The organism is Pseudomonas sp. MF08817, from assembly GCF_059862705.1.
On the sequence record NZ_JCBCUY010000001.1, the window covers coordinates 228,003 to 249,607 of the forward strand.

The 21,605-nt window shown below is 62.9% G+C and carries 13 protein-coding genes; 5 read left to right on the plus strand and 8 right to left on the minus strand.

Annotated features, from left to right (window positions below; genetic code table 11):
• Positions 1 to 13: 13 nt before the first annotated feature.
• A complete protein-coding gene (locus AC19YR_RS01085) occupies positions 14 to 1,432 on the minus strand; it encodes an amino acid permease (RefSeq protein WP_095107986.1) in 1,419 nt (472 codons plus the stop codon).
• 716 nt (positions 1,433 to 2,148) lie between these two features.
• Between AC19YR_RS01085 and AC19YR_RS01090 the strand changes: the two genes are divergently transcribed.
• Positions 2,149 to 5,286 (plus strand): transglycosylase domain-containing protein, encoded by a 3,138-nt coding sequence (locus AC19YR_RS01090; RefSeq protein WP_500596803.1) that lies wholly within the window; start codon positions 2,149 to 2,151, stop codon positions 5,284 to 5,286.
• 131 nt (positions 5,287 to 5,417) lie between these two features.
• Positions 5,418 to 10,565, plus strand: a complete 5,148-nt coding sequence (locus AC19YR_RS01095; RefSeq protein WP_500596804.1) for a dermonecrotic toxin domain-containing protein — start codon at positions 5,418 to 5,420, stop codon at positions 10,563 to 10,565.
• Positions 10,566 to 10,687: 122 nt separating this feature from the next.
• On the opposite strand, the gene AC19YR_RS01100 is transcribed toward AC19YR_RS01095, so the two are convergent.
• The 5 genes from AC19YR_RS01100 to AC19YR_RS01120 form a co-directional block, all read right to left on the minus strand.
• Positions 10,688 to 11,869 (minus strand): hypothetical protein, encoded by a 1,182-nt coding sequence (locus AC19YR_RS01100; protein WP_500596805.1) that lies wholly within the window; start codon positions 11,867 to 11,869, stop codon positions 10,688 to 10,690.
• A gap of 59 nt (positions 11,870 to 11,928) precedes the next feature.
• Positions 11,929 to 12,435 (minus strand): CS1 type fimbrial major subunit, encoded by a 507-nt coding sequence (locus tag AC19YR_RS01105; protein WP_095107982.1) that lies wholly within the window; start codon positions 12,433 to 12,435, stop codon positions 11,929 to 11,931.
• Positions 12,436 to 12,474: 39 nt separating this feature from the next.
• Positions 12,475 to 13,227, minus strand: a complete 753-nt coding sequence (locus AC19YR_RS01110; RefSeq protein WP_371856225.1) for a molecular chaperone — start codon at positions 13,225 to 13,227, stop codon at positions 12,475 to 12,477.
• Positions 13,228 to 13,255: 28 nt separating this feature from the next.
• Positions 13,256 to 15,802, minus strand: coding sequence for a TcfC E-set like domain-containing protein (locus AC19YR_RS01115; protein WP_500596807.1), 2,547 nt, complete (start codon positions 15,800 to 15,802; stop codon positions 13,256 to 13,258).
• A 111-nt stretch (positions 15,803 to 15,913) separates the two neighbouring features.
• The gene (locus tag AC19YR_RS01120; RefSeq protein WP_500596809.1) at positions 15,914 to 16,399 is read right to left on the minus strand and encodes a CS1 type fimbrial major subunit; all 486 of its coding nucleotides are present in this window, start codon (positions 16,397 to 16,399) and stop codon (positions 15,914 to 15,916) included.
• A 566-nt stretch (positions 16,400 to 16,965) separates the two neighbouring features.
• Between AC19YR_RS01120 and AC19YR_RS01125 the strand changes: the two genes are divergently transcribed.
• Together AC19YR_RS01125 and AC19YR_RS01130 are read left to right on the plus strand one after the other, a co-directional pair.
• Positions 16,966 to 17,532: a PadR family transcriptional regulator gene (locus AC19YR_RS01125; protein WP_095107979.1), complete on the plus strand. Its 567-nt coding sequence runs from the start codon at positions 16,966 to 16,968 to the stop codon at positions 17,530 to 17,532.
• Complete coding sequence (locus AC19YR_RS01130) at positions 17,525 to 18,301, plus strand: siderophore-interacting protein (RefSeq protein WP_095107978.1); 777 nt, start codon at positions 17,525 to 17,527, stop codon at positions 18,299 to 18,301. Before AC19YR_RS01125 ends, AC19YR_RS01130 begins: the two co-directional genes overlap by 8 nt.
• 61 nt (positions 18,302 to 18,362) lie before the next feature.
• On the opposite strand, the gene AC19YR_RS01135 is transcribed toward AC19YR_RS01130, so the two are convergent.
• Positions 18,363 to 19,022 (minus strand): Pr6Pr family membrane protein, encoded by a 660-nt coding sequence (locus AC19YR_RS01135; RefSeq protein ID WP_500596810.1) that lies wholly within the window; start codon positions 19,020 to 19,022, stop codon positions 18,363 to 18,365.
• Positions 19,023 to 19,025: 3 nt separating this feature from the next.
• Entirely contained in the window at positions 19,026 to 19,256 is a 231-nt protein-coding gene (locus tag AC19YR_RS01140; protein ID WP_095107976.1) for a VF530 family protein, read from the minus strand.
• A gap of 200 nt (positions 19,257 to 19,456) precedes the next feature.
• Between AC19YR_RS01140 and AC19YR_RS01145 the strand changes: the two genes are divergently transcribed.
• Positions 19,457 to 21,484 carry a TonB-dependent receptor gene (locus tag AC19YR_RS01145; protein ID WP_500596812.1) on the plus strand — a complete coding sequence of 676 codons (2,028 nt, stop codon included), beginning with the start codon at positions 19,457 to 19,459 and terminating at the stop codon, positions 21,482 to 21,484.
• Positions 21,485 to 21,605: the final 121 nt, after the last annotated feature.

Genomic DNA, 21,605 nt, shown 5'->3' on the forward strand with positions numbered 1-21,605 from the left:
CAGCGTCAGCCCATCAGGCCGAAGGCGCAACCGGCTCCTTGACCGGAGTCGGTTGCAGCTTGAACGCGTAGAACACCAGCGTCAGGAACACTAGGAACACCGGGCCGACGTACAGCGCGATGCGGGTGTCCGGGAAGTACGCCATCAGGCCCACCACCAACACCAGGAACGCCAGCGCCACATAGGAGCTGACCGGGTAGAACCACATGCGATAGCTCAGGCCATCACGCTCGGCCGGGGTCAGGCTTTTGCGGAACTTGAGCTGCGCCAGCAGGATCATGGCCCAGGTCCAGATCGCGCCGAAGGTGGCAATCGAGGTCACCCAGACAAAGACTTTTTCCGGCACCAGGTAGTTGAGCAACACACCCAGCAACAGCGCGGCAATCGACAGCAGCAAGGCGCGACGCGGCACACCGTTGCTCGAGGTCTTGGCGAAACCGGCCGGGGCCTGGCCGTTCTGCGCCAGGCTATAGAGCATGCGCCCGGTGCTGAAAATGCCACCGTTGCACGACGACAGCGCTGCGGTAATCACCACGAAGTTGATGATGCCCGCCGCCGTTTTGATGCCCAAGCGCTCGAAGGTCATCACGAAGGGGCTGCCCTGGGTGCCGATTTCGTTCCACGGGTAGATCGACAGGATCACGAACAACGCACCGACGTAGAACAGCAGAATCCGCCAGAACACCGAGCCGATGGCGTCGGGAATGGTCTTGCGCGGGTTCTTCGCTTCACCGGCGGTCAGGCCGATCATCTCCACGCCCAGGTAGGCGAACATCACCATTTGCAAGGACATCAACACGCCCTGCACGCCGTTGGGCATGAAGCCGCCGTGGGCCCACAGGTTGGAAATCCCCAGCGCCACACCGTCGTTGCCGAAACCGAACGCGATCACGCCGATACCGCCGACCACCATCGCGATGATGGTGACGATCTTGATAAGGGCGAACCAGAACTCGAACTCACCGAAAGCCTTGACCGCGATCAGGTTGATCGAGCCCATGCTCACCAGGGCCGCCAGGGCCCAGATCCAGCGCGGCACCTCGGGGAACCAGACACCCATGTACACCGCCACCGCGGTGATTTCCGCGACGCAGGTCACCAGCCACAGAAACCAGTAGTTCCAACCGGTCAAAAAACCCGCCAACGGGCCCAGGTAGTCTTGCGCGTAACGGCTAAACGAGCCCGCCACCGGGTTGTGCACGGCCATCTCGCCGAGGGCGCGCATGATGACCAGGATCGCCAGGCCACCAATGATGTAGGACAGCATGATGGCCGGGCCGGCCATTTCAATGGCCTTGGCCGAACCGAGGAACAGACCGACGCCGATACAGGCGCCAAGCGCCATCAGGCGAATATGCCGTTCGCCGAGTTCGCGTTTGAGCGGGCCGCCTTGAGCGGTCTCGCCGTGGGGCATAGGGTTGCCGACTGGCATGGGAGTACAACCTCGTCTTGTTATTGGATATGAACCACCGAGTCCGCACATCCGCACCGGTAGGCTCGGGTGTACGCAGGCCGGATCCACTTTGTGAGCAGACCCGTCTTGTAGGACAAAACCTGCAAGATCAGCGGGGCGTGCAGTATAAAAAGCTCCCAGCAGGGCTTTTCACTCTATAAATGACAGTTTTCAGCGTTAATTCGGGGCAAAAGCCTTTTACACAAAAACACTTGCTTCGAGACGCCAGGCTTGTCTGCCAGAAAAAACGGCGGCGAGTATTGCACAGCCAAGGGGCAGCGTCATGCCCCTACCTTGGGCCAATTTACGCAGCGCCAAGGCTCTAGGGCGGGCCTGAGCCTTTCAACCCAGGCTCCTCCAGGCAGGTCAGGTGGCAAGGGAAATACAGCGCCGCGCCCCTCATCTGAGGGAGCAACTGCCTTACCCCTAGCCACTCAGTGCCGCCATCGCGAGCAGGCTCGTTTCCACAGAGGAAAAATGAAAATCCCACCCGCACCACCGTTCAACTGTGGGAGCGGGCCGGGCGGCGCTCCGCTTGCCCACGATCGCGTGTGTCTGAAATATCCGACCCAAAACTCAATAATTACCCCACACCCTACAAAGAAATCTCGCCTCTAGAATTTCTTCACACCCTACAGCCACCGTCTAAGCTTCAGACAAGTCCGATCAATCTGAGTGGAATGGATCAATCGACTATGGGTGCTTTGTTGCCAACCGATTCGAGTGAAGCACTGGTGCCAACTGACCGCGTGGATCAAACCCCTTTACCCGCCAGAAAACGCCCACTACGCCGCTACGGCTGGCGCATGTTCTGGCTGTTGCTGCTGATCGGCCTGATCTTCCTGGGGCTGGCAATTGCCCGGGAAAGCCGCACCTCCAAGCTCCAGGCCAGGGAATTCAGCCAACTGGCCGCGGCCCTGACCTACAGCCTGGAGCCGGGGCCCAGCGAGGCCATCGTCTACCCCGGTGACGGGCCGTTCGACAAACGTTTGGGCTACAGCCACATCGGAGATTTCGTACAGCGCCTGCTAAAGCGCAATTACGTTGTGCAGGAACAAACACGCTTTTCCCAAGCACTGCTGGACTACACCGATAAAGGCCTGTTCGTGCCCTACGCGGAGAAAATCCAGGCAGGGTTGTCGATCACCGATTGCCGCGCCGCACCGCTGTACCAATACAAATATCCCCAGCAGTTGTACCCGGACTTCGCCGCCATCCCGCCGTTGGTGGTCCATAGCCTGCTGTTCATCGAGAACCGAGACCTGCTCGACCCCAAGCAGCCGCTGGCCAACCCAGCCGTGGACTGGCCGCGTTTTGCCCGGGCCGCGTGGTCGCAAGTGGCGAAAATGCTCCACCTGCCGGGGCAGACGGCGGGGGGCAGCACCCTGGCCACCCAGTTGGAAAAGTACCGCCATTCCCCGGACGGGCTGACGGTGTCGGGCGCCGAGAAGCTGCGCCAGATGCTCTCGGCCAGCGTGCGCGCCTACCAGGCCGGGCCCCACACCGAGTTGGCGCGGCAGAACATCGTGCGTGATTACCTCAACAGCGTGCCGCTGTCGGCGGTGCCCGGCCACGGCGAGGTGCACGGCATGGCCGAAGGGTTGCGCGTGTGGTACGGCGCCGAGTTCAACCAGGTCAACGCGGCGTTGGCCAGCACCGCCAACGATGAGCAGAGCCTGGCCAAGCGCGGCCTGGCCTTGCGCCAGGTGTTGTCGTTGATGATCGCCCAGCGCCGCCCTTCCTATTACCTGGCCCGGGGCCGCGAGGATCTGGCCCGGCTGACCGACAGCCACATTCGCCTGCTGGCCCAGAACGGCGTACTCGACGCGCCTCTCACCGCGGCCGCCCTGGGCAGCAAGGTGACCTACCGCGACTGGGTGCAGCAGCCGACGATCCAGCCCATCGAAACCAACAAAGGCATCAGCGTGGCGCGCAGCCGTTTGGGCGGCATGCTCAACCGCCCGTTGTACGACCTCGACCGCCTCGACCTGTCCGCCACCAGCACCCTGCAAGGCGACCTGCAAGCCCAGGCCACCGCCTACCTCAAACGCCTCGCCGACCCGGCCTTCGCCGCCGAAATCGGCCTGCTGGGCGAGCGCCTGCTGACACCCACCAGCACCACCCAGGTGCGCTACAGCTTCACCCTGTTCGAGTTGACGCCCGACGGCTCGCGGGTGCGGGTGCAGACCGACAGCACCGACCAACCCTTCGACATCAACGAAGGCAGCAAGCTGGAGCTGGGCTCTACGGCGAAAATGCGCGTGCTCACCACTTACCTGCAAATCATCGCCGAGCTGCACGAACGCTACGCCGGGCAAAGCGTCGCCGAGCTGAAGAAAGCCGCCATTGCCGAACAGGATCGCCTGAGCCGCTGGGCCGTGGACTACCTGATCCAGAGCAACGACCGCACTCTGGCGAAAATGCTCGGCGCGGCCCTGGACCGCAAATACTCGGCCAGCCCCGGCGAGGCGTTTTTCACCGGCGGCGGGTTGCACACCTTCAATAACTTTCGCAAGGAGGACAACGGCCGCTTGCCCACCCTGCGCGATGCGCTGCGCGAATCCATCAACCTGCCGTTCATTCGCCTGATGCGCGATTTGGTGCGCTACACCATCTACGCCGGCCCCAGCGAGCGCGCCGAACTGCTCAAGGACGACGCCAACCCGCGTCGCCAGGAATACCTGGCGCGCTTCGCCGACCGCGAAGGCACCTCGTTCCTGCAAAGGTTCTGGAAGAAGTACCAAAAGAAAGACACCCAGGCGCGCCTGGACACCTTCCTCGACAGCATGCACCCCACCGCCATGCGCCTGGCCGCCGTGCACCGCTACCTGCTGCCCGACGCCAGCCAGGAAAGCTTCAACCGCTTCGTGCGCGCCCACCTCAAGGGCGTGGCCAAGCCCGAGAAACTCACCGACGAACGCCTCGACAACCTGTATTACGCCTACGGCCCAGGCAAATACGACCTGCCCGACCAGGGGTTTATCGCCAAGGTCCACCCCCTGGACCTGTGGCTGATGGGCTACCTGCTGAACAACCCCGAGGCCCAGTTCAGCCAGATCGTCAAGGCCAGCGAGTTCGAACGCCAGGAGGTCTACAGTTGGCTGTTCAAAAGCCGCCACAAAGGCGCGCGCGACAGCCGCATCCGCACCATGCTGGAGATCGAAGCCTTCCTCGACATTCACCAGCGCTGGCAGAAAGTCGGCTACCCCTTCGACCACCTCGTGCCCTCCCTGGCCACCGCCATCGGCAGTTCAGGCGACCGCCCCGCCGCCCTCGCCGAGCTGATCGGGACGATCCTCAACGACGGCGTGCGCCGGCCCGCCGTACGCATCGACAGCCTGCACTTCGCCGCCAATACGCCCTATGAAACGCGCTTGGTCAGCGACCCTGACCGGGGCGAGCGGGTGATGCCCGTCGAGGTTGCCCGGGCCATGCGCGAGGCGTTGTCCCAAGTGGTCGACGCCGGCACCGCGCGGCGGGTGTCCGGCAGCTTCAAGTTGCCCGATGGCACGCCGCTGGCCATGGGCGGCAAAACCGGCACCGGCGACAACCGCATCGAAGCGGTGGGCGCCGGTGGGCGCATCCTCAGCTCCAAGGCCATCAACCGCACCGCGACTTTCGTCTTTTATATGGGCGACAGCCACTTCGGCACCCTCACCGCGTTCGTTCCCGGTGCCGGCGCCCAGGCCTACAAGTTCACCTCGGCGTTGCCGGTGCAGGTGCTCAAGGGCATGGCGCCGATCCTCACGCCGTACCTGCAACCGGGCAGTGCCACGGCATGCCAGCCGCCCGCGCCACCCCCCAAAGTAGCGGCCAATAAGGGCGGTAGTTAGTTATTAAGAGGCGTTTATTAATGGGGCAAAAACACTATATAAGTCTGCTTAACAGGCCATAAATCAAACTTATTATCCGCCCCGCACCTGCATAGACTTGAAGTTTAATTCGTCAACTTCAGGCCCATACCATGGTTTACCCGTTCTTTAACCCCACACCGCCATTAACCGCGCAAAGTGCACTAAAGGGGCAGCATTTCGAGCTCATCCAGCGCAACTTACCGCCTTGGATAACCACCATTGCCCCGCACCGCCTCAAGGCTTTGCAAGCCACCGGCTACCGCGCCTCCAGCCATTACCCCCACGCCAACACCGAGCAACACCAGGCCCTCAGGCACGCCATCGGCCAACAGTGGCGGACGCAAACGGCGGTGGATAAAAAACTCGACGCCCTGCGTGATGTTTATGCCTTCGCCGAACCGCTGTTAAAACAGGCACTCAATGCCTATGGCGAAGTCGACGTCAAACACGTATTCCTGCGCACCTATACCAGTGCCTCGTACATCACCGCCGGCCAGCAAAGTACAACTTCGTCTTTACTCGACCGCGCCTTGCACAACTTTGCCGCCGACGAAACCTTCACCGACTTTGCCTTTTTATCCGCTGCCGACGCGCGCGGGCAGCAAGACGTGCTGACCCTGCGCCACCGCACCACCGGCCAGGCGCTGAACCTGGACCAGTTCAAAGCCATTTGCCGCCAATTGGACATCGGCGCGCAGTATCAGGCCCAACTCCATAAGGTGCTGGGTGGCGGCTACCCGCAGGTCCAGCGAACGCTGCGCGAGGCGGTGATCGCCAGCCAGCAGGCCGCGTTCACCAGCGCCGTGCACCTGGCGCACATCAGCGGCGATATCAGCCAAGGCGCGATGCTCGCCCTGCTGCAATTGATCGACGCCCGCGGCCCCGTGGCGTTCGAGGACGGCGAGCTGCATGCCTACACCCTGAGCATCATGAATTGCACCTTGACCGGCGTGGTGCTGTTCTCCAGCAACGCCCAGGATGCGTCACGGATCAAACCGCTGATCGCCTACGTGCCCGGCGACCCTGAGCACCCCCTCAAGCAATACCCGTCCTCTGCGGCCTTCGTCCAAGAGCTGACCCGCCAACTGCGGGGCACGCCCAGCGAGCGGCCGGCGGGGCAGCGGTACCCGCAATTTTTTGCCCAGTTCATCGCCCACGCCCAGCGCGGTGCGTTTTTCAGCGGGCTGAACCGCCAGCTCAGCGAAATCACCTGGCACCAGCGCGAACGCGGCGAGCGGCTGCCCAGTTGGACCACTACGGCGGTGGAAAACCCGACGCTGTACTTCAGCGTGCAGGACATCCGCGACGACTATCAAAACCGCCCCAACGGCACCCCCGATAACCTGTGGCACTACCTCTACCGCACCCGGCTGAACAAGATCATCAACGACGCCCAAGACATCGCCGTCTCCACCCAGCGCGTAGACCAATTGGCGCGCCAGGCCTGGTGGGACAACCTCGAAGGCATCCTGGGCACCGCCCTTAACGTCGCGCTGCTGGTGGTCACGCCGTTCGTGCCGGTAATGGGGGAATTAATGCTGGCCTATACCGCCTATCAACTGACCGAGGAAGTCTTCGAGGGCGTGCTGGACTGGACCGAGGGCCTGGGCCGCGAGGCCGCCGAACACCTATTGGCGGTGGTTGAAAGCCTGCTGCAACTGGGCGAGTTCGCGGGCGCCGGGGAGATTGTCAAAGTGGCCCAGCTCAAGCTGTCGTTGTTCGTCGAAGGCATGCGCCCCGTGCAAACAAGCGATGGCCGGACCCGCCTCTGGCACCCAGACCTTGCGCCCTACGCGCAACCCGACCTGGCCCCGCCCACAGGCTCGCGGCCCCAAGCCTCGGGGCTGCACCGGCACCAGGGCAAAGACGTGCTGGCCGTGGACAACCGCCATTACGAGGTCGCGCGCGCCCCCCACGCGGGCGAGCACCGCATCCGCCACCCGCGCCGTGCCAACGCCTACCAGCCGCGGGTGCGCCTCAACGGCCACGGCGCCTGTGTGCTCGAAGGCGAACAACCACGCACCTGGAACACACCCACCCTGCTGCGCCGCCTCGGCCCCCGCACCCAGCCGTTCAGCGACCGGCAACTGGAGCAGATGCGCGTCATCAGCGGCACCGATGCTGGCGTGTTGCGGGGCATGTACCTGCGCAACGAACCGCTGCCGCCCCTGCTGGACGACACCCTCAAGCGCTTCGAAGCCGAGCACTACGCCCGCACGGCCAGCGAACTGACCCGCACCGGCCAGCCCCTGCCCGCCGACCCGGCCGCCGACTGGTTTGAACAATCGGTCACCGAACTCCCCGGCTGGCCCGCCGACAAGGCCCTTGAGGTGTTCATCAACAGCGACCTGAGCGGCGCCAGCCACAAATACGGCAACACCCAGGCAGGCCCCGGCGACACCCTGCAACTGGGGCTGGCCGAGGTCATGGCCGGCAAACTGGCCGAGCGCGTGCTGGGCTTTCTCGATGAAGGCCAGATCGAAACGCTACTGGGCGGCAAGATCCCTGCACCGCAACAAGTGCAAGCCCTGCGCAATGCCCTGGCCGACTACGTCACCGGCCAGACCGACGACATTGCCCGCCATGTCTACCGCGCCGGGCAAGTGAGCGACGATGCCCAGGTCAACCTGCTGCGCCAGTCTTTCCCCACCCTGGACAACAGCAGCGCAGAGCGCCTGCTGAGTACCGCCACCCCCACCGAACGCCAGACCATGGCCCAGGGCAACTACCTGCCGCTGCGCCTGGCCGAACAGGCCCGGGAGCTGAGCTTCGCCGCTGATTCGGCCCTGGCTTTTCGCGGCCTGCAGAACGCCGCGCGGATCAACGCCGACAGCGAAAACCTCGCGCTCAACGCCTTGCGCATTCACAGCGACCTGCTGGCCAACCTGCGCGTGCAGGTGCGCGAAACCAGCCCCAGCGGCATGTTGCGCTGTGAAGTAGGGCCGCAGGACGCCGCGCTGACCCGCGTCCTGGTGCGCCACTCCACGCAGGGCTACGAAGTGTTCGATGCCCAGGGCAACAAGCTGCAAGGCCTCAAGAACCTGTACGAGTCCATCATCGCCACCCTGCCGGCCGAAGGGCGCACCGACATGGGCTTTGGCCCCGGCCAGGGCGCGCAACTCAAACAGTGGCTGATGGAAAAGCTCGAACCCCTGGCTGAACGCCGTACCGCCATCGCCCGCCCGCCCGTGCGCAGCAACACCGCCCCACAAACCCAGGCCCTGCTCGGCGGCCCCGCTTACAGCCGCCTGCGCGCCCTGTATACGCCGCAGACCGAAGCCGAACAAACGCTGCACAACCTGTTCCCTACCCTCAGCGGCGAACAGGTCAAGGCACTGATCGCGAAAATGGAACCGGACAAGGTGGCGCAGTACCTGGAAAAGTTCGCCCTGGAAAACTACCGCGTGCCCCGCGAGCTGGAACAGTGGCGCCGTTCCCCCTCTGCGTGGGCCAAAGGCAGCGTCGAAGACGTGGTCGAACGCGAGCGTCGTGACTCCCTCGCCCAACGCCTGCTGCAAGGCTGGGAGAATCGCCTGCTGTTCTTCATCGAAGTACCCATCCGCCAAACCTACGGCTCAGAACTCAACCTGGCCCATGTGCCGCTGCCCGACAGCCTGCCGGTGCTGACCGACGAATTGGTGCACGTGCGCTCGGTTCTGCTCAACAACAGCGGCTTCAGCGCCCGCCATGCACCCTTCCTGGAACTGTTCCCCTCGTTGCAGATCCTGGGGCTGGCCAACAACGAGCTGACCGAGTTGCCCGAGGTGTTCACCACCCTCACGCACCTGGAATACCTCGACCTGCACAACAACCGCATCGTCGACGCCTCGCCCCTCAACAGCCTCAAGGAGTTGACTGAAATCGACCTCAGTTCCAACCCGCTCACCGTCGCCCCAGACATCAGTGCCATGGCGCACCTGCGCCAATTGAACCTCAACCGCACCCAACTGACGCAGTGGCCCAAAGGCCTGTTCGTACTGCCGCGGGTCAGCGACTTCACCCTGCAAGCCGTTGGCGTGCCCTTGCGCCAACTGCCGATGGCACCGCCCGTGCCCGAGGCGGCAGAAATCATCGCGCGCATCCGCCTGAACCGCACCACCCTGGACTTCGACCAGCAGCAGGCCTACGAGCAGTACCGCAACGCCGTGGGGCTGGACCCTCACCGCACCTATGAGCCCAAGGGCGACTATCGCTACTGGCTGACTGACCTCGCCCCGTACCGGCACAGCGAGTTTTCCGAACAATGGCTGGCGGTAGAGCGCGAGCATGGCTCCCAGGGCTTTTTCGAAGTCATCAAGGCCCTGGAGACCTATGACGACTACCAGGACCCGCAGGATTGGGACCGCTACGAAGAGAACCGCCAACGGGTGGCTGAGCAGGTGGCGATGATGCTCGCCCAGGCCCATGCCGACAGCGCACTGCGCGCCCGCTTGTTCCAGATGGCGAGCTTCCCCGGCCTGTGCGCCGACGGCGCGGCGCAGATCTTCAACAACATGGGCATTGAAACCCTGGCGACCCTGAACGAACGCTACGCCCATGGCGACCGCCAGCACCAACTGGTGACCCTGGCCAAGGGCGCCGCGCGGCTCAAGTTACTGGGCAAGGTGGTGCGCCAGGACATCGCCCTGCGCACGCGCCCCCGCGAAGAGGGCGGGCAAGGCCTGTGGCATCGCTCGCAGATGCGCGACACCGCCGAAGGCCCCAGGCCCGGCGAGGTGGACGAGGTGGAAATCCACCTGGCCTATGAAACGTCCCTGGCCAAGAGGCTGGACTTGCCCTGGGTCACCGACCACATGCACTACCGCGACAGCGCCCAGGTCAGCGCAGACATGACCGAAAATGCTTACCAGATGGTGCTCACGCTCAGCGAGGGCGATGGCCTGGTGGACCAGATGCTGTTGGAGCCGTACTGGGAAACCTACCTGCGCAACCGCTACAACGCCCAGTACCAGAGCAACGAACAAGCCGTCGCGCTGAAACTGGAAAAACTCGATGAGTTGCAGGAGCTACTCGACACCGTGGCACAAGCCAAAGAGGCCGGCACCCCCATGGACGACGCACAGCAAACCACCCTGCAAGCGTTGGCCCAGGAACTGGGCATCCCCATCGCCGAGGTTGCCCCAGGCACCCGGATGAACAGCACACGCTACGCGCAACTGCTCACCGACCTGGGCGAAACCCGCAAGCAGTGGGCCCGCGACCTCACCCGCCAGGCCCTGCAAACCGCCGAAGCCCGGGGCTACGCGAATCAGGCCTAAACCCACCGCTGCCCCGTGGCTGGGGATGGAGTTAGAGCTGTGGGGGCGGGCCTGCCCGCCCCCACAAACAGCAACCTCCCATACCGATTTGCGCCACCACAAAAGTGGCCGCCCCGGCCGGCTCAGATCTGCGAATCCCAGACCACCGTGACGTTACCCTTGTAGGTACCCGCCTCCCGCGTGAGCATCTGCTCCACATCTGCCTGGCGAATCTCGAAATGCAAGGTACCGGGCTTGAAATCCACATAGCGGGACGGTTGCAACAGCTCGGTGCCTGCCCCGCTGAGTAGCAGCGGCCGGCGCGTCACGGCTTCTCCACTGCTCCCCACCAAACCATTGGGCAAGCTCACTTGCACATGCAGCGGCACCTGGTTGCCCAAGCGGTCTTGCAAGCCACAGGTATCGCCCACCGGGTACTGGCACTGCATCTGCATCTTGAAGCGCGAGGTGGTGGAAATGACGAAGGTCTGGTCGCGGAACAACCGCGCAGGCTTGCGCCCGCTATTGAGCCACCCCTGCCAACCACCCAGGGGCACCAGGTCGACTTTGTTGCCACCCGGTGGGATATCGACTTTGAGGGTGTGCTGCACCGCCAGCACGAAGTTCAGGGTCAGGGCGCCGTCATCGGGAATCATCACATCCCCCATGTCGAAGTCCTGATTGGGCCCCAAGGTGTAGGTCAGGCTGCCGGTGTACATACCGGAGAGCATCTTCAACGGGTCGGGGGTCTGGAGCTGATAGGCCATGTCCAGGTAGTCATAGGTCATGAAAGGGATGCGATAGCTGGCGCGCTTGGCGCACACCGCCTCGGCGGGTGTACGCCAGAAAAACATGTAGGTATACGCCGTGTAGGCACCCAAGCCGCTGTACAAGCAGGCGGGCGGTGGGTACACCCAACTGGCGCCCCCCCACAACAGGTAGTGGCCATTGCCAGGGGTGTTCTCCACCAACTCGTTGACCGGTTGGTTGAACCGATAAGTTGAACCCAAGCCGTGAATGCGCAACTTGAGTGTTTGCACTTCCCCCGTGGCCGCATGGGTCACGGTCAGCTCCCGCCAGTTAGCGGGCACCTTGAACATGGCGCCATCGCGTTCGTTGGCGTGGTTGGCCTCGATCGCCCGGCTGCTGGTGAAGCGAATAGGCAGGCGAATGCTGAACATGCCAAACGGCTGGCACGCCCCCGGATAGATCGCGCAATAACCCGAATTGGGAGTGGTGTTGACGAACTCATTGCGCATCGGATGACTGGGGCTGGGCTGAAACACCGCATCGATTCGCTGGGTCGCGGCCCCGGCCGCGGCCATGAACAAAACGCCGGATAGACCCACTAAAGGGGCAAGCAGAACTTTCTTAATCCAAAACTTCATGGCGTGGGCACCACCGCGTTAAACATGATATTGACACTGCCGTAGTAACTTCCCGGCCTATAACCGGCCTCTGTCAGCGGTTGCGCAGTGATGTCCAGCAACACCCGTTTACCGGCGGCTGCTTCAACTTGGGAAACCACTTCAACCGGCCCCAAATGAGTGAGTTGCACGTTATTGAACATGACGGTCAAGGGAATGACCTGCGCATCGGCCACGCCCGTCGACAAATAAGCTGGGCTGTCTAACTTGGCCTCGATGGCACCGGCGTCGTGACGCACGTCAAAAGATTTACGCAAGCCTGCCAACTGCGACGTCACCGGGTTCCAGGCCAATTGTTGTTCACGGTGAATCCAATTGGGATCGGCGGGAATTACATAAAAACTGGGCGTGGGGATGCTCACCGACACCTCAAAGGTATGTTCTACGCGCTCTTGAGCCCAGCCCGTGGGGCCGCCCAACAGCAGGCTACCCAGTGCAATTGCCCAACGCAGCTTATCGGTCATGGCACCACCTGATACTTATCAATAGATTCAACACGCCACTTAACCTCGGATATCCATCTTGGTTTGTTTGGCGCCCTCGACCAGGGTGAATAAATAATGGCGCCCCGGTTGTTTATTAAACTCGAAGGCATGCCCCGCCATGATGTGGTGTTTAAGGGTCGGCGCGCAGTCGGTTTCACTGTTGATCGCACAGTCCTTGAACTCATCGACCACAACAACGGTATTGCCGTTATTACGGATGCGGTACTGTTGCGCGCTGTTGTCGATCACACTGTTGAACTTCGTATCGTTGGGCCGCACAAAAAACACCGTGCCGTACCCGGCCAATACATTGACCCCAGCGGTCAACTTTTCCTTGTACTCGGCGCGCTCTTGTTCGGAGACGGCGAACTCGTCTTCCTTCTCGGGCATTACCGGTACAAAACGCACGCGAAAGTAACGCTCGCGGCTACGGTCGCCCAAAAACAGCAAACGGGTACTTTGCATGCCATTGGCCGGCACAATCAGCCGCGCGGGGCTGGCGATCAGGCCATCCTTGCTGCTGTCGCCCCGGTCTTTCAGGGGCTGCTCGCTGATGTTGCCCTGCTCGTCGTAGAAGATTTCCATGATGCTGATGCGCACGAACGCCGTGCTGTCGCCGCCGTTGAACACCCGTTTGAGGTACGTGCCTTTATCGCCGTCGAGGTAGTCGTAGACCACACCGACGTTAATTTGCGGCCCGGCCTGCAACGCCGGGGCGCACGCGAGAATGCCCAGCAAAAGCATGCTTTTCAGGCCCAATAGCTTTTTCATCCAGTTCCAACCTCAATCTTCAATGGCGTTAAAAAATGCCGGCGTGGGTGGCGTCGCCGGCGTTGCTGCCTGGCGTGGCCAGGGTGTCTGGGGTGCAGCGCAAGTCACCGATCATCAACACGTCGCTCTCGGCGCTCGCGTTGGCCGGATCGAGACGGAACTGACACATCACGTTTTCCCCCGAGCGCACTTCCAAGGTCGGCGAATTGGCATTCATTTCCATGGAGAAGAACCCGTCCACCTCACTCACGCCGCGGCTGGCGTGGTTGATGACGTGGTAGCCGCGCAGGGGGCGACCTTCGGCGTCCAGCAGCCGGCCAAGGATGGTCACGGTTTTCATCACGCTGACCTTGCGGTAGTCCACCGCGCCCCGGTTCAGGTGATAGTTGGAGCGGGCCGGTTGAATCGTCGCCGCCGGGGCGTGATTGCCTTCGAAGTCGAAGCTCAATGAGCTGTTGCGGTACGCGGTGATAGGGATGAAATTACGCCCCGTACGCAAGCGCGTGCTCCCACCGCCCTGGTCATCGGCGCGGATAACGACGTCGTCGACATCCGACTCCACGTCCACAATCATCCCCGCGCCCTGGCCCTGGGGCAGGCTGGTCAAGGCCATCGCCCCGCCGCCCACGGCCAGGGTATTGCTCAGGTTCAGGCCACCGGTGAGGTCGCCATTGAACGAAGAGCGCTGCACAAAGCCGTCACCGTTGAGTTGCCGCGTATCGAAACTGGCCATGCCGGACAGCCCCACGCCGTAGGTGTCGGCGCTGGCAGTAGCGGAGACGCTTTGCAGCACATGGTTTTGCAGGTCACGGCGGTAGCTCACCGCGGCGTTGTGGTCGCGCTCGCCTTCGCGGGAGGTGCGCGAGCCCAGGCTGGCGGCCCAGTGCCGGTGGTCACTGGGCCCCCCCAGGGCCAGGTTGAAGGTCAGGTCGAAGCCACGGTTACGCTGGCTGCCGCTGCTCAGGCTGCCCGGGCGGTCAAACAGCGACAGGCGCCAATACCCGTCACTGCCCAGCCAACGGGCACGCTGCATCCAACCCACGTCCAGGCCAGTGCCCTGGGTGTTGCCCTGGCTGTGGGACAGGCGTGCATTGAGGGAGTTGCTGCGGTCCAGGCGATGGTTGAGCGACAGCGATGAATTGCTGGTCTGGCCGACAAAGTCGCTGCGATGGCGGATACGCGTGCCGTCGGGCAGGATCTCGTAGGTATTGCGGGTATCGAGCCAACTGCGGGTGTGGTTGAACGCGACACTGCCGTTGCCGTAGTGGTACAGCAGGTTCAGGTCGGCGCCGGTGCCGTACTCCTGGGTCTGATACAGGTTGGCGTAGAGATTGACCGCGTTGGCCAGGCTCCAGTCCAACGAGGTGCCCAGTTGCAGGTGATCGCGCACCTGGCGCCCGGAGAGGCCGACGATCAACCGCGGGTGCAGCAAGTAATTGACGGCTGCACCGGCGGTCATTGCGCCGCTCGATTGCTCGTCCCAGTTGCTCAGCAGTTTGGTTTCGCGCCCGGCAAACAGGTTGTAGCGCCAGCGCTCGTCGTGGTTACGCCAGTTGCTGGGCTTGTACACCAACTCCTGGGTGGTGCTGGTGACCAGACCATCCTCGATCAAGCGCACTTCCACTTCATAGATGCCGCCAGGCAGTGGCCGGGTGTCCAGGCTCTGCAACCCGGCGGCCACGGCTTGGGTATTGACCAGCAAGCCGTTGCGGTAGATCTCCACCGAACCCTGGCGGTTGGCAGTGACGTAGATGGGGTACACGCTAGGCTTGGGATTGTTGATAGCCAGGGTGTCGGAGCTGCCGTACATCACGCCCAACGCGGTGTCGGGGCTGGCACCGAACGAGCGCAACTGGCGCGTCAGGCCTTCGGCGTTGGGGGTGAAGTAGCCCAGGCGCAGGAAGTGGCCATCCAGTTCGCGCTGGCCGTAGAGCGAGTACACCGCGTGGTACAGCGTGCTGTCGTCCGGCCCGCCCAGGCGAGACAACTGCATGTTCATCGACTGGGTCCAGTTGCCCAGGCTGGCGTTAGCCTCCAGGCCCAGTCGCCCGCCCAGGTCCTGGCCCTGGCCGCCATTGAGGTTCAGTTGCTGGGTCAGCATCAGCCCTTGGCTGCCTTCGCTGGGCTGGCTGTGGTAATCAGGTTCGTCGGCATCGCGCTCGACGTTTTCGGTGAGCAGCGACACCAGAGATTCTTCGAGGTTGTAGTGCACCGCTACCAATTGCTCAATACACCCCGTGGCGCAGCCGCCCAGGGCCACGCCCTGCTTCAGGTACGCGGCCCAACGGTCGCGTTCGTCGGCAGTGACGGGGCTGTTGTCATGGTCGGTAAAGTTAATCAGGGTCAACCGATCATCGCGGGACAACACCACCATGGCTTCGCCGACGAGTTGCTGGTCGCGCTCTACGCGCACGGCCAGGGGTACATCGAAAAAGTGTTCTTCAAAGTCCGATGGAAGGCCTTTAGCCTGGTTCAATAAACTGCGTGGCGTGGTGCCCTCGGCCGCAACGCAAATTGTCATGACCGAGGTTAAAAACAGGACAAGCGCGGCCGCGATAGATGTCATCGGGAACATGAACAAAATACTCTGACTGCAGACAATCAACAGGGAAGTCCCGGCCGAGCGATAAAACTACCGAACGGCCGGAGATACGGCTTCTTGTTATGAAATACCGTGCATGCTTAGTTACGGCGTAACACGCGGCACGTTATCAAACACCACGGTCATGTTATTGGCCGTGAACTCACCGGCTTGGGTATCGGCAGGCTTGGCCGCGACGATCACCATGTCGGCCTGGGTACCCGGTGTGGAGGCGGCATCGTCAACCACTTCCTGGGGGGTGCCGGTCAGGGTCTTGCCGTTGAAGGTGGTGGTCAGGGCGATGGAAGAGGAGCCGTTGGTCAGTGCAGCCGGGCCGCCCTCGATGTAGGCATGCACGGAACCATCGGTGTTTTTCACGTTGTACACCTGGCGCAAGCTGCTCAACAGGCCGGTTACCGGGTTGTAGTTCATCACCTCGTTACGGCCCCAGTTCGGGTCGTTGGGCAGCACGTGGAACTGCTTGGTCGGGATGGTGGCGGAGATGTTGATGATGCTGGTTGCCTCGCCTGCTGCAAAAACGCTCGACGACGCGAGCCCCAGAACAACCATGACTGCCATTTTCTTGAGCATCGTTTGAATACCTGTGTGGACCATTAAAAGTGTGTTTTCGATTCAGCAGAAGACCGGAAACCCAAGTTTCCGCCAAATCAACTAGACGCCTGAACTTGGGCCACGAAAGTTTCGTGACCGCCTCAAGTGCCGGGGCATGATCGGCCAATTCGCAACAAAATTAAGTAAGACACCTCAGTTAAATGTGTAGCCATATAACAAGAGGAATGGAAAGAAATAACCAGGCTTTTATTAAAATCAACTTATTGGCTGTAAGAGACCGACTACACACTATAAAAAACAACTAACCACACAGATTGAGGTTAACTGTAAGACAAGTACTACTTGCCAGGCAACCTCGGCATTTACACCCGGCCAATAGTCTGGAATTCATTTAACTGTCATAAAAAACATAGCCAAGAATCCGCCTTCTGTCGGGTCAAAAAACATACACACCGGCGGGTTTCGACTCGGAGCCTTTTTGCCTGGCCGGTGGGGCCGTGAGCCGGTGGCGATGGTTTTTTCTTCTTGCATGCGCCTAAAGATATATCTTAAGTTGTATCTAAACCTGCATAGAGAACGACAAAATGAGCGAGCAGCATCCCCGCCACGACGGCCGTGACGGCTTCGAAAAACGCCCCGGCCGCGAACGCGGCGGCCGTGGGCCCCGAGTATTCGCCCCCGGCGACCTGAAATTGCTGCTGCTGGCATTGATCGCCGAGCAGCCCTGCCACGGGTACGACTTGATCCGCCAGATCGAAGGCATGTTCGACGGCGCCTACAGCCCCAGCCCCGGCGTGATCTACCCGACCCTGACGTTCCTGGAAGAAAGCGAACTGATAAGTGGCGACGCCGAAGGTGGGAAAAAGCGCTACAGCGTGACCGACGCCGGACGCCTGTCGTTGCAGGACCAGGCCATCGCTCTGAGCGGCGTGTACATGCGCATCGACGTCAGCAAACGCTCGCTGCGCGGCCACGACCGCCCGGCCGAAATCCACGAGGCGGTGCATAACCTGCGCCACGCCTTGCAGTTGCACCACGGGCGCTGGAGCCCGGCAGAAATCCTGCGGGTGCGCGACCTGCTCAACAACACCGCCAAAGCCATTGTCGACGGCCCCGCCGTCCAGCCCCAACAGGAGCAGCCCCATGAATGAAGTGAATCAACAGCGCATCCACCGCGTCAGCCATCCCATCGTGCGCCGGCACCTGGAGGTGCTGCGCATCACCGACCTGACGCCACGCATGCGCCGCATCACCCTCGGCGGGCCGGAGTTGGCCGGGTTTGTCAGCGTCGGCACGGACGACCACGTCAAGCTGCTGTTCCCCCAGACCGCGGCCGAACACGAAGCCATGAAAACCCTGGTGATCGGCGCCAAAGACGGCGGCCCGATGCCCGCCATGCGCGACTACACGCCACGCCGCTATGACCCGGACAGCCTCGAGCTGGATATCGATTTCGTGCTCCACGGCGACGGCCCTGCCTCGACCTGGGCCGAGCAGGCCCGCGTCGGCCAGGCGCTGTACATCGCCGGGCCACGGGGTTCGATGGTGGTGCCGGACATTTTCGACAGCTACCTGCTGATCGGCGACGAAACCGCCCTGCCCGCCATCGCCCGCCGCCTCGAAGGGCTCACGGGCCAGCGCCGGGTGCACGCGGTGATCGAGATCGCCAACGCCGCCGAGCGCCAAGCGCTGCCAAGCCCGGCGCAGGTCGAGGTGACCTGGGTGATACGCGGTGAACAGAATTTGCTGGAGACGGTGCGCCAACTGACCATTCCCGCAGGCTCGCTGTACGCCTGGATCGCCACCGAAACCAAGCTGTCGCGGCAACTGCGCCGGGTGCTGCTCGACGAACACGGGCTCGACGAGCAGTACGTCAAGGCTGTCGGCTACTGGCGGTTGGATAGCACGCTGGATGAGTGAAGCAGGCTGGCATGGGGTTCAGGTGGGAGCTGGCTTGCCAGCGATGGCGCCCTCAAGATCGCTATCGCGGGCGAGCTCGCGCCCACAGGAGCCGATCCAGCGCCACCAGCGCCAGCCCCACCGCGACAAACCCCAGCAGAATCCCCACGGCATTGAGCAGCACCTGTGGATAACCCAGTTTGCCCACGTCGATAAAGGGATAGGGGTATAAGCCAATGGATTCGCCGCGTAGCAGCACCGCGCCGAAGTACAGCAGCGGGTACGCCGCCCACAGCGCCACATGCGCCACACGCAAGCGGCCCTTAGGCACCCAGCGCCACCAGTAAAAGGCAAACAGCAGCGGCATCACGTCGTGCAGCAATTGATCCGCCACCCGTTGCCAGCCCTGGGGTTGCCACAAGTGGCGCAGCAACAGGCTGTAGGCCACCGCCACCACCACAATGCTCACCGCCACACCGCTGCTGACCCACGGCTGGAGGAAAAAGCGCCGTGCCGCACCGTTGCGGGCGCTGAGGTGGCAGGTCAGCACCACCGCCACCAGGGTGTTGCTCAGCACCGTGAAGAAACTGAAGAAATTCACCAACCCGCCCACCAGGCTGGCCTCGGCCGCCCAGCGCAGGCTCAAAATCAAATACAACTGAATCGCCAACCCCGCCCAGCCCAGCCACGCCGCCGCCGTGACAAACCAGCGCTGATGACGGCCCAGGGCGACGGCGTGCATGGCTTAGTGCGGGCGCTTGGTGCGCATCAACTTGACGTAGAGGTGCTCGACCTTCTCCCGCGCCCACGGGGTTTTGCGCAGGAAGGTCAGGCTCGACTTGATGCTGGGGTCGCTTTTAAAGCAGCGGATATCGATGCGCTCGGCCAGCCCCGTCCATTCGTAGTGCTGCACCAGGGCGTTGAGGATCTGTTCCAGGGTCACGCCGTGCAGGGGGTTGGTGTCGGTTGCGGTCATGCCGGGCCTTTGAGCGAAGTGGGGAAGGAAGCCGCGCACCTTAGCCGACGGGCCGCCCCGGTGGAAGCGCTGCCTTGACTGTAGCCGCTGGCGACCACGACGGAAAAGTTCCCCTTGAGCCACGAAAAGAAATGTTATCTTATTACATAACGTAACCCACCCTTTCGTCTCAATCCCCTCCGTTTGCCAAGGAACGCTCCATGCTCCCCACCGCCTCTCGCCCCCTGCTCTGGCGCCTGACGCCGCTGTGCGCCGCGCTGCTGTTCGGCGCCCCGGCCCATGCCCTGCAACTGCAACCGCAAATCATCACCGCCAACCCCTTGGGCAGCCAATTGGCCGCCCCCGCCAGCGTGCTCGAAGGCGACGCCCTGACCCTGCAACAGCAAGGCAGCCTGGGGGAAACCCTGAACAAGCAGCCTGGCGTGTCGTCTTCCTACTTCGGCCCGGGCGCCAGCCGCCCGATCATTCGGGGCTTGGATGGCGACCGCATCCGCATTCTGCGCAACGGCGTCGGCGCCCTCGACGCCTCGTCGTTGTCCTATGACCACGCGGTGCCGCTGGACCCGGTCAACGTCGAGCGCATCGAGATCGTGCGCGGCCCCGCCGCCCTGCTCTACGGCGGCAACGCCATCGGCGGCGTGGTCAACAGCTTCGACAACCGCATCCCCACCGCCGCCATCGACGGTATCCAGGGCGCGGGCGAGTTGCGCTACGGTGGCGCCGACACCACCCGTAGCAGCGCGGGCAAACTAGAGGCTGGCAACGGCACCTTCGCCCTGCACCTGGACGCCAACTCGCGGCAGTTCAACGACCTGAAAATCCCCGATTTCGCCCGCAGCCGCCACGCCCCCGCCAGCGACGACGGTAATGGCAAAAAGGGCCGCTTGGGCAACAGCGACGGGCGCCAGGACGGCGGCGCGGTGGGCGGTGCCTACACCTGGGACGACGGCTATGCGGGGCTTTCCTACAGCAACTACGACGCCAACTACGGCTCGCCGGCCGAAGACAGCGTGCGCATTGGCATGAAGCAGGATCACTACGCCTTCGCCTCGCAACTGCGCAACCTCAACGGGCCGTTCAGCTCGGTGAAGCTCGACGCCGCCTACACCGACTACGAACACCGGGAAATCGAGGACGGCGAAGTCGGCACGATCTTCAAGAACAAGGGCTACGAAGCGCGTATCGAGGCCCGGCACCAGCCCTTGGGCCCCGTGGAAGGCGTGGTCGGCGCCCAGTTCAGCCGCAGCGAATTTTCTGCCCTGGGCGAGGAAGCCTTCGTACCGCAAACCGACACCAACAGCGCCGCGCTCTTCGTGCTCGAAGAACTGCAAGCCAGCGAACGCCTGAAACTGAGCCTGGGCGCGCGCCTGGAGCACACCCGCATCGCCCCCGACAGCCAGGGCAACGAGCGTTTCGCCCGGGCCGACCAGGCCAGCCGCTTCAACGCCGCCAGCCTGTCGTCCGGCGCGGTGTACAGCCTGACGCCGGTGTGGTCCCTGGCCGCGACCCTGGGCTACACCGAACGCGCGCCGACCTTCTACGAGCTGTACGCCAACGGCGCCCACGTCGCCACCGGCACCTATGAAGTGGGCGACGCCGGCCTGAACAAGGAAAAAGCCGTGTCCAGCGACCTGGCCCTGCGCTTTGACAACGGCGTGCACAAGGGCAGCGTGGGGCTGTTCTACAGCCACTTCTCCCACTACATCGGCCTGCTCGGCACGGGGCGCAACCTCAATGACGAAGGCGAAGAAGACGCCGACGGCATCCCCGAATACGGCTACTCCGGCGTGCGGGCGCGCTTCAGCGGCATCGAAGCCCAGGATCGCTGGACACTGGGAGAAAATGCCTACGGCAAGTTTGCCCTGGAGCTGTCCGGCGATTACACCCGCGCGAAAAACCTCGACAACGGCCAGGCCCTGCCCCGCATCGCCCCGCTGCGCCTGAACAGCGGCCTGCTGTGGGAACTGGAACGCTGGCAGGCACGCATCGACGTCGAACACGCCAGCAGCCAACACCGCGTACCGGCCAACGAAAGCGCCACCGACGGCTACACCACCCTGGGCGCCAGCGCCGGCTACCGCTTCGACATCGGCGCCAGCCAATGGCTGGCCTTCGTCAAAGGCGAAAACCTGACCAACCAAACCGTGCGCTACGCCAGCTCGATCCTGCGCGACATCGCCCCGGCCCAAGGCCGAGGGGTGGAGGTGGGGTTGCGCACGACATTCTAAGCCCCCCCTTGAGAAGCACCCTCGGTAGGCGCGGGCTCGCCCGCGCCTACCGGGACGGCCCAACCCACAGCGTTCGAGCCACACTGTTACCAAACCTGAAATGATCCATGTCAATAAAAGG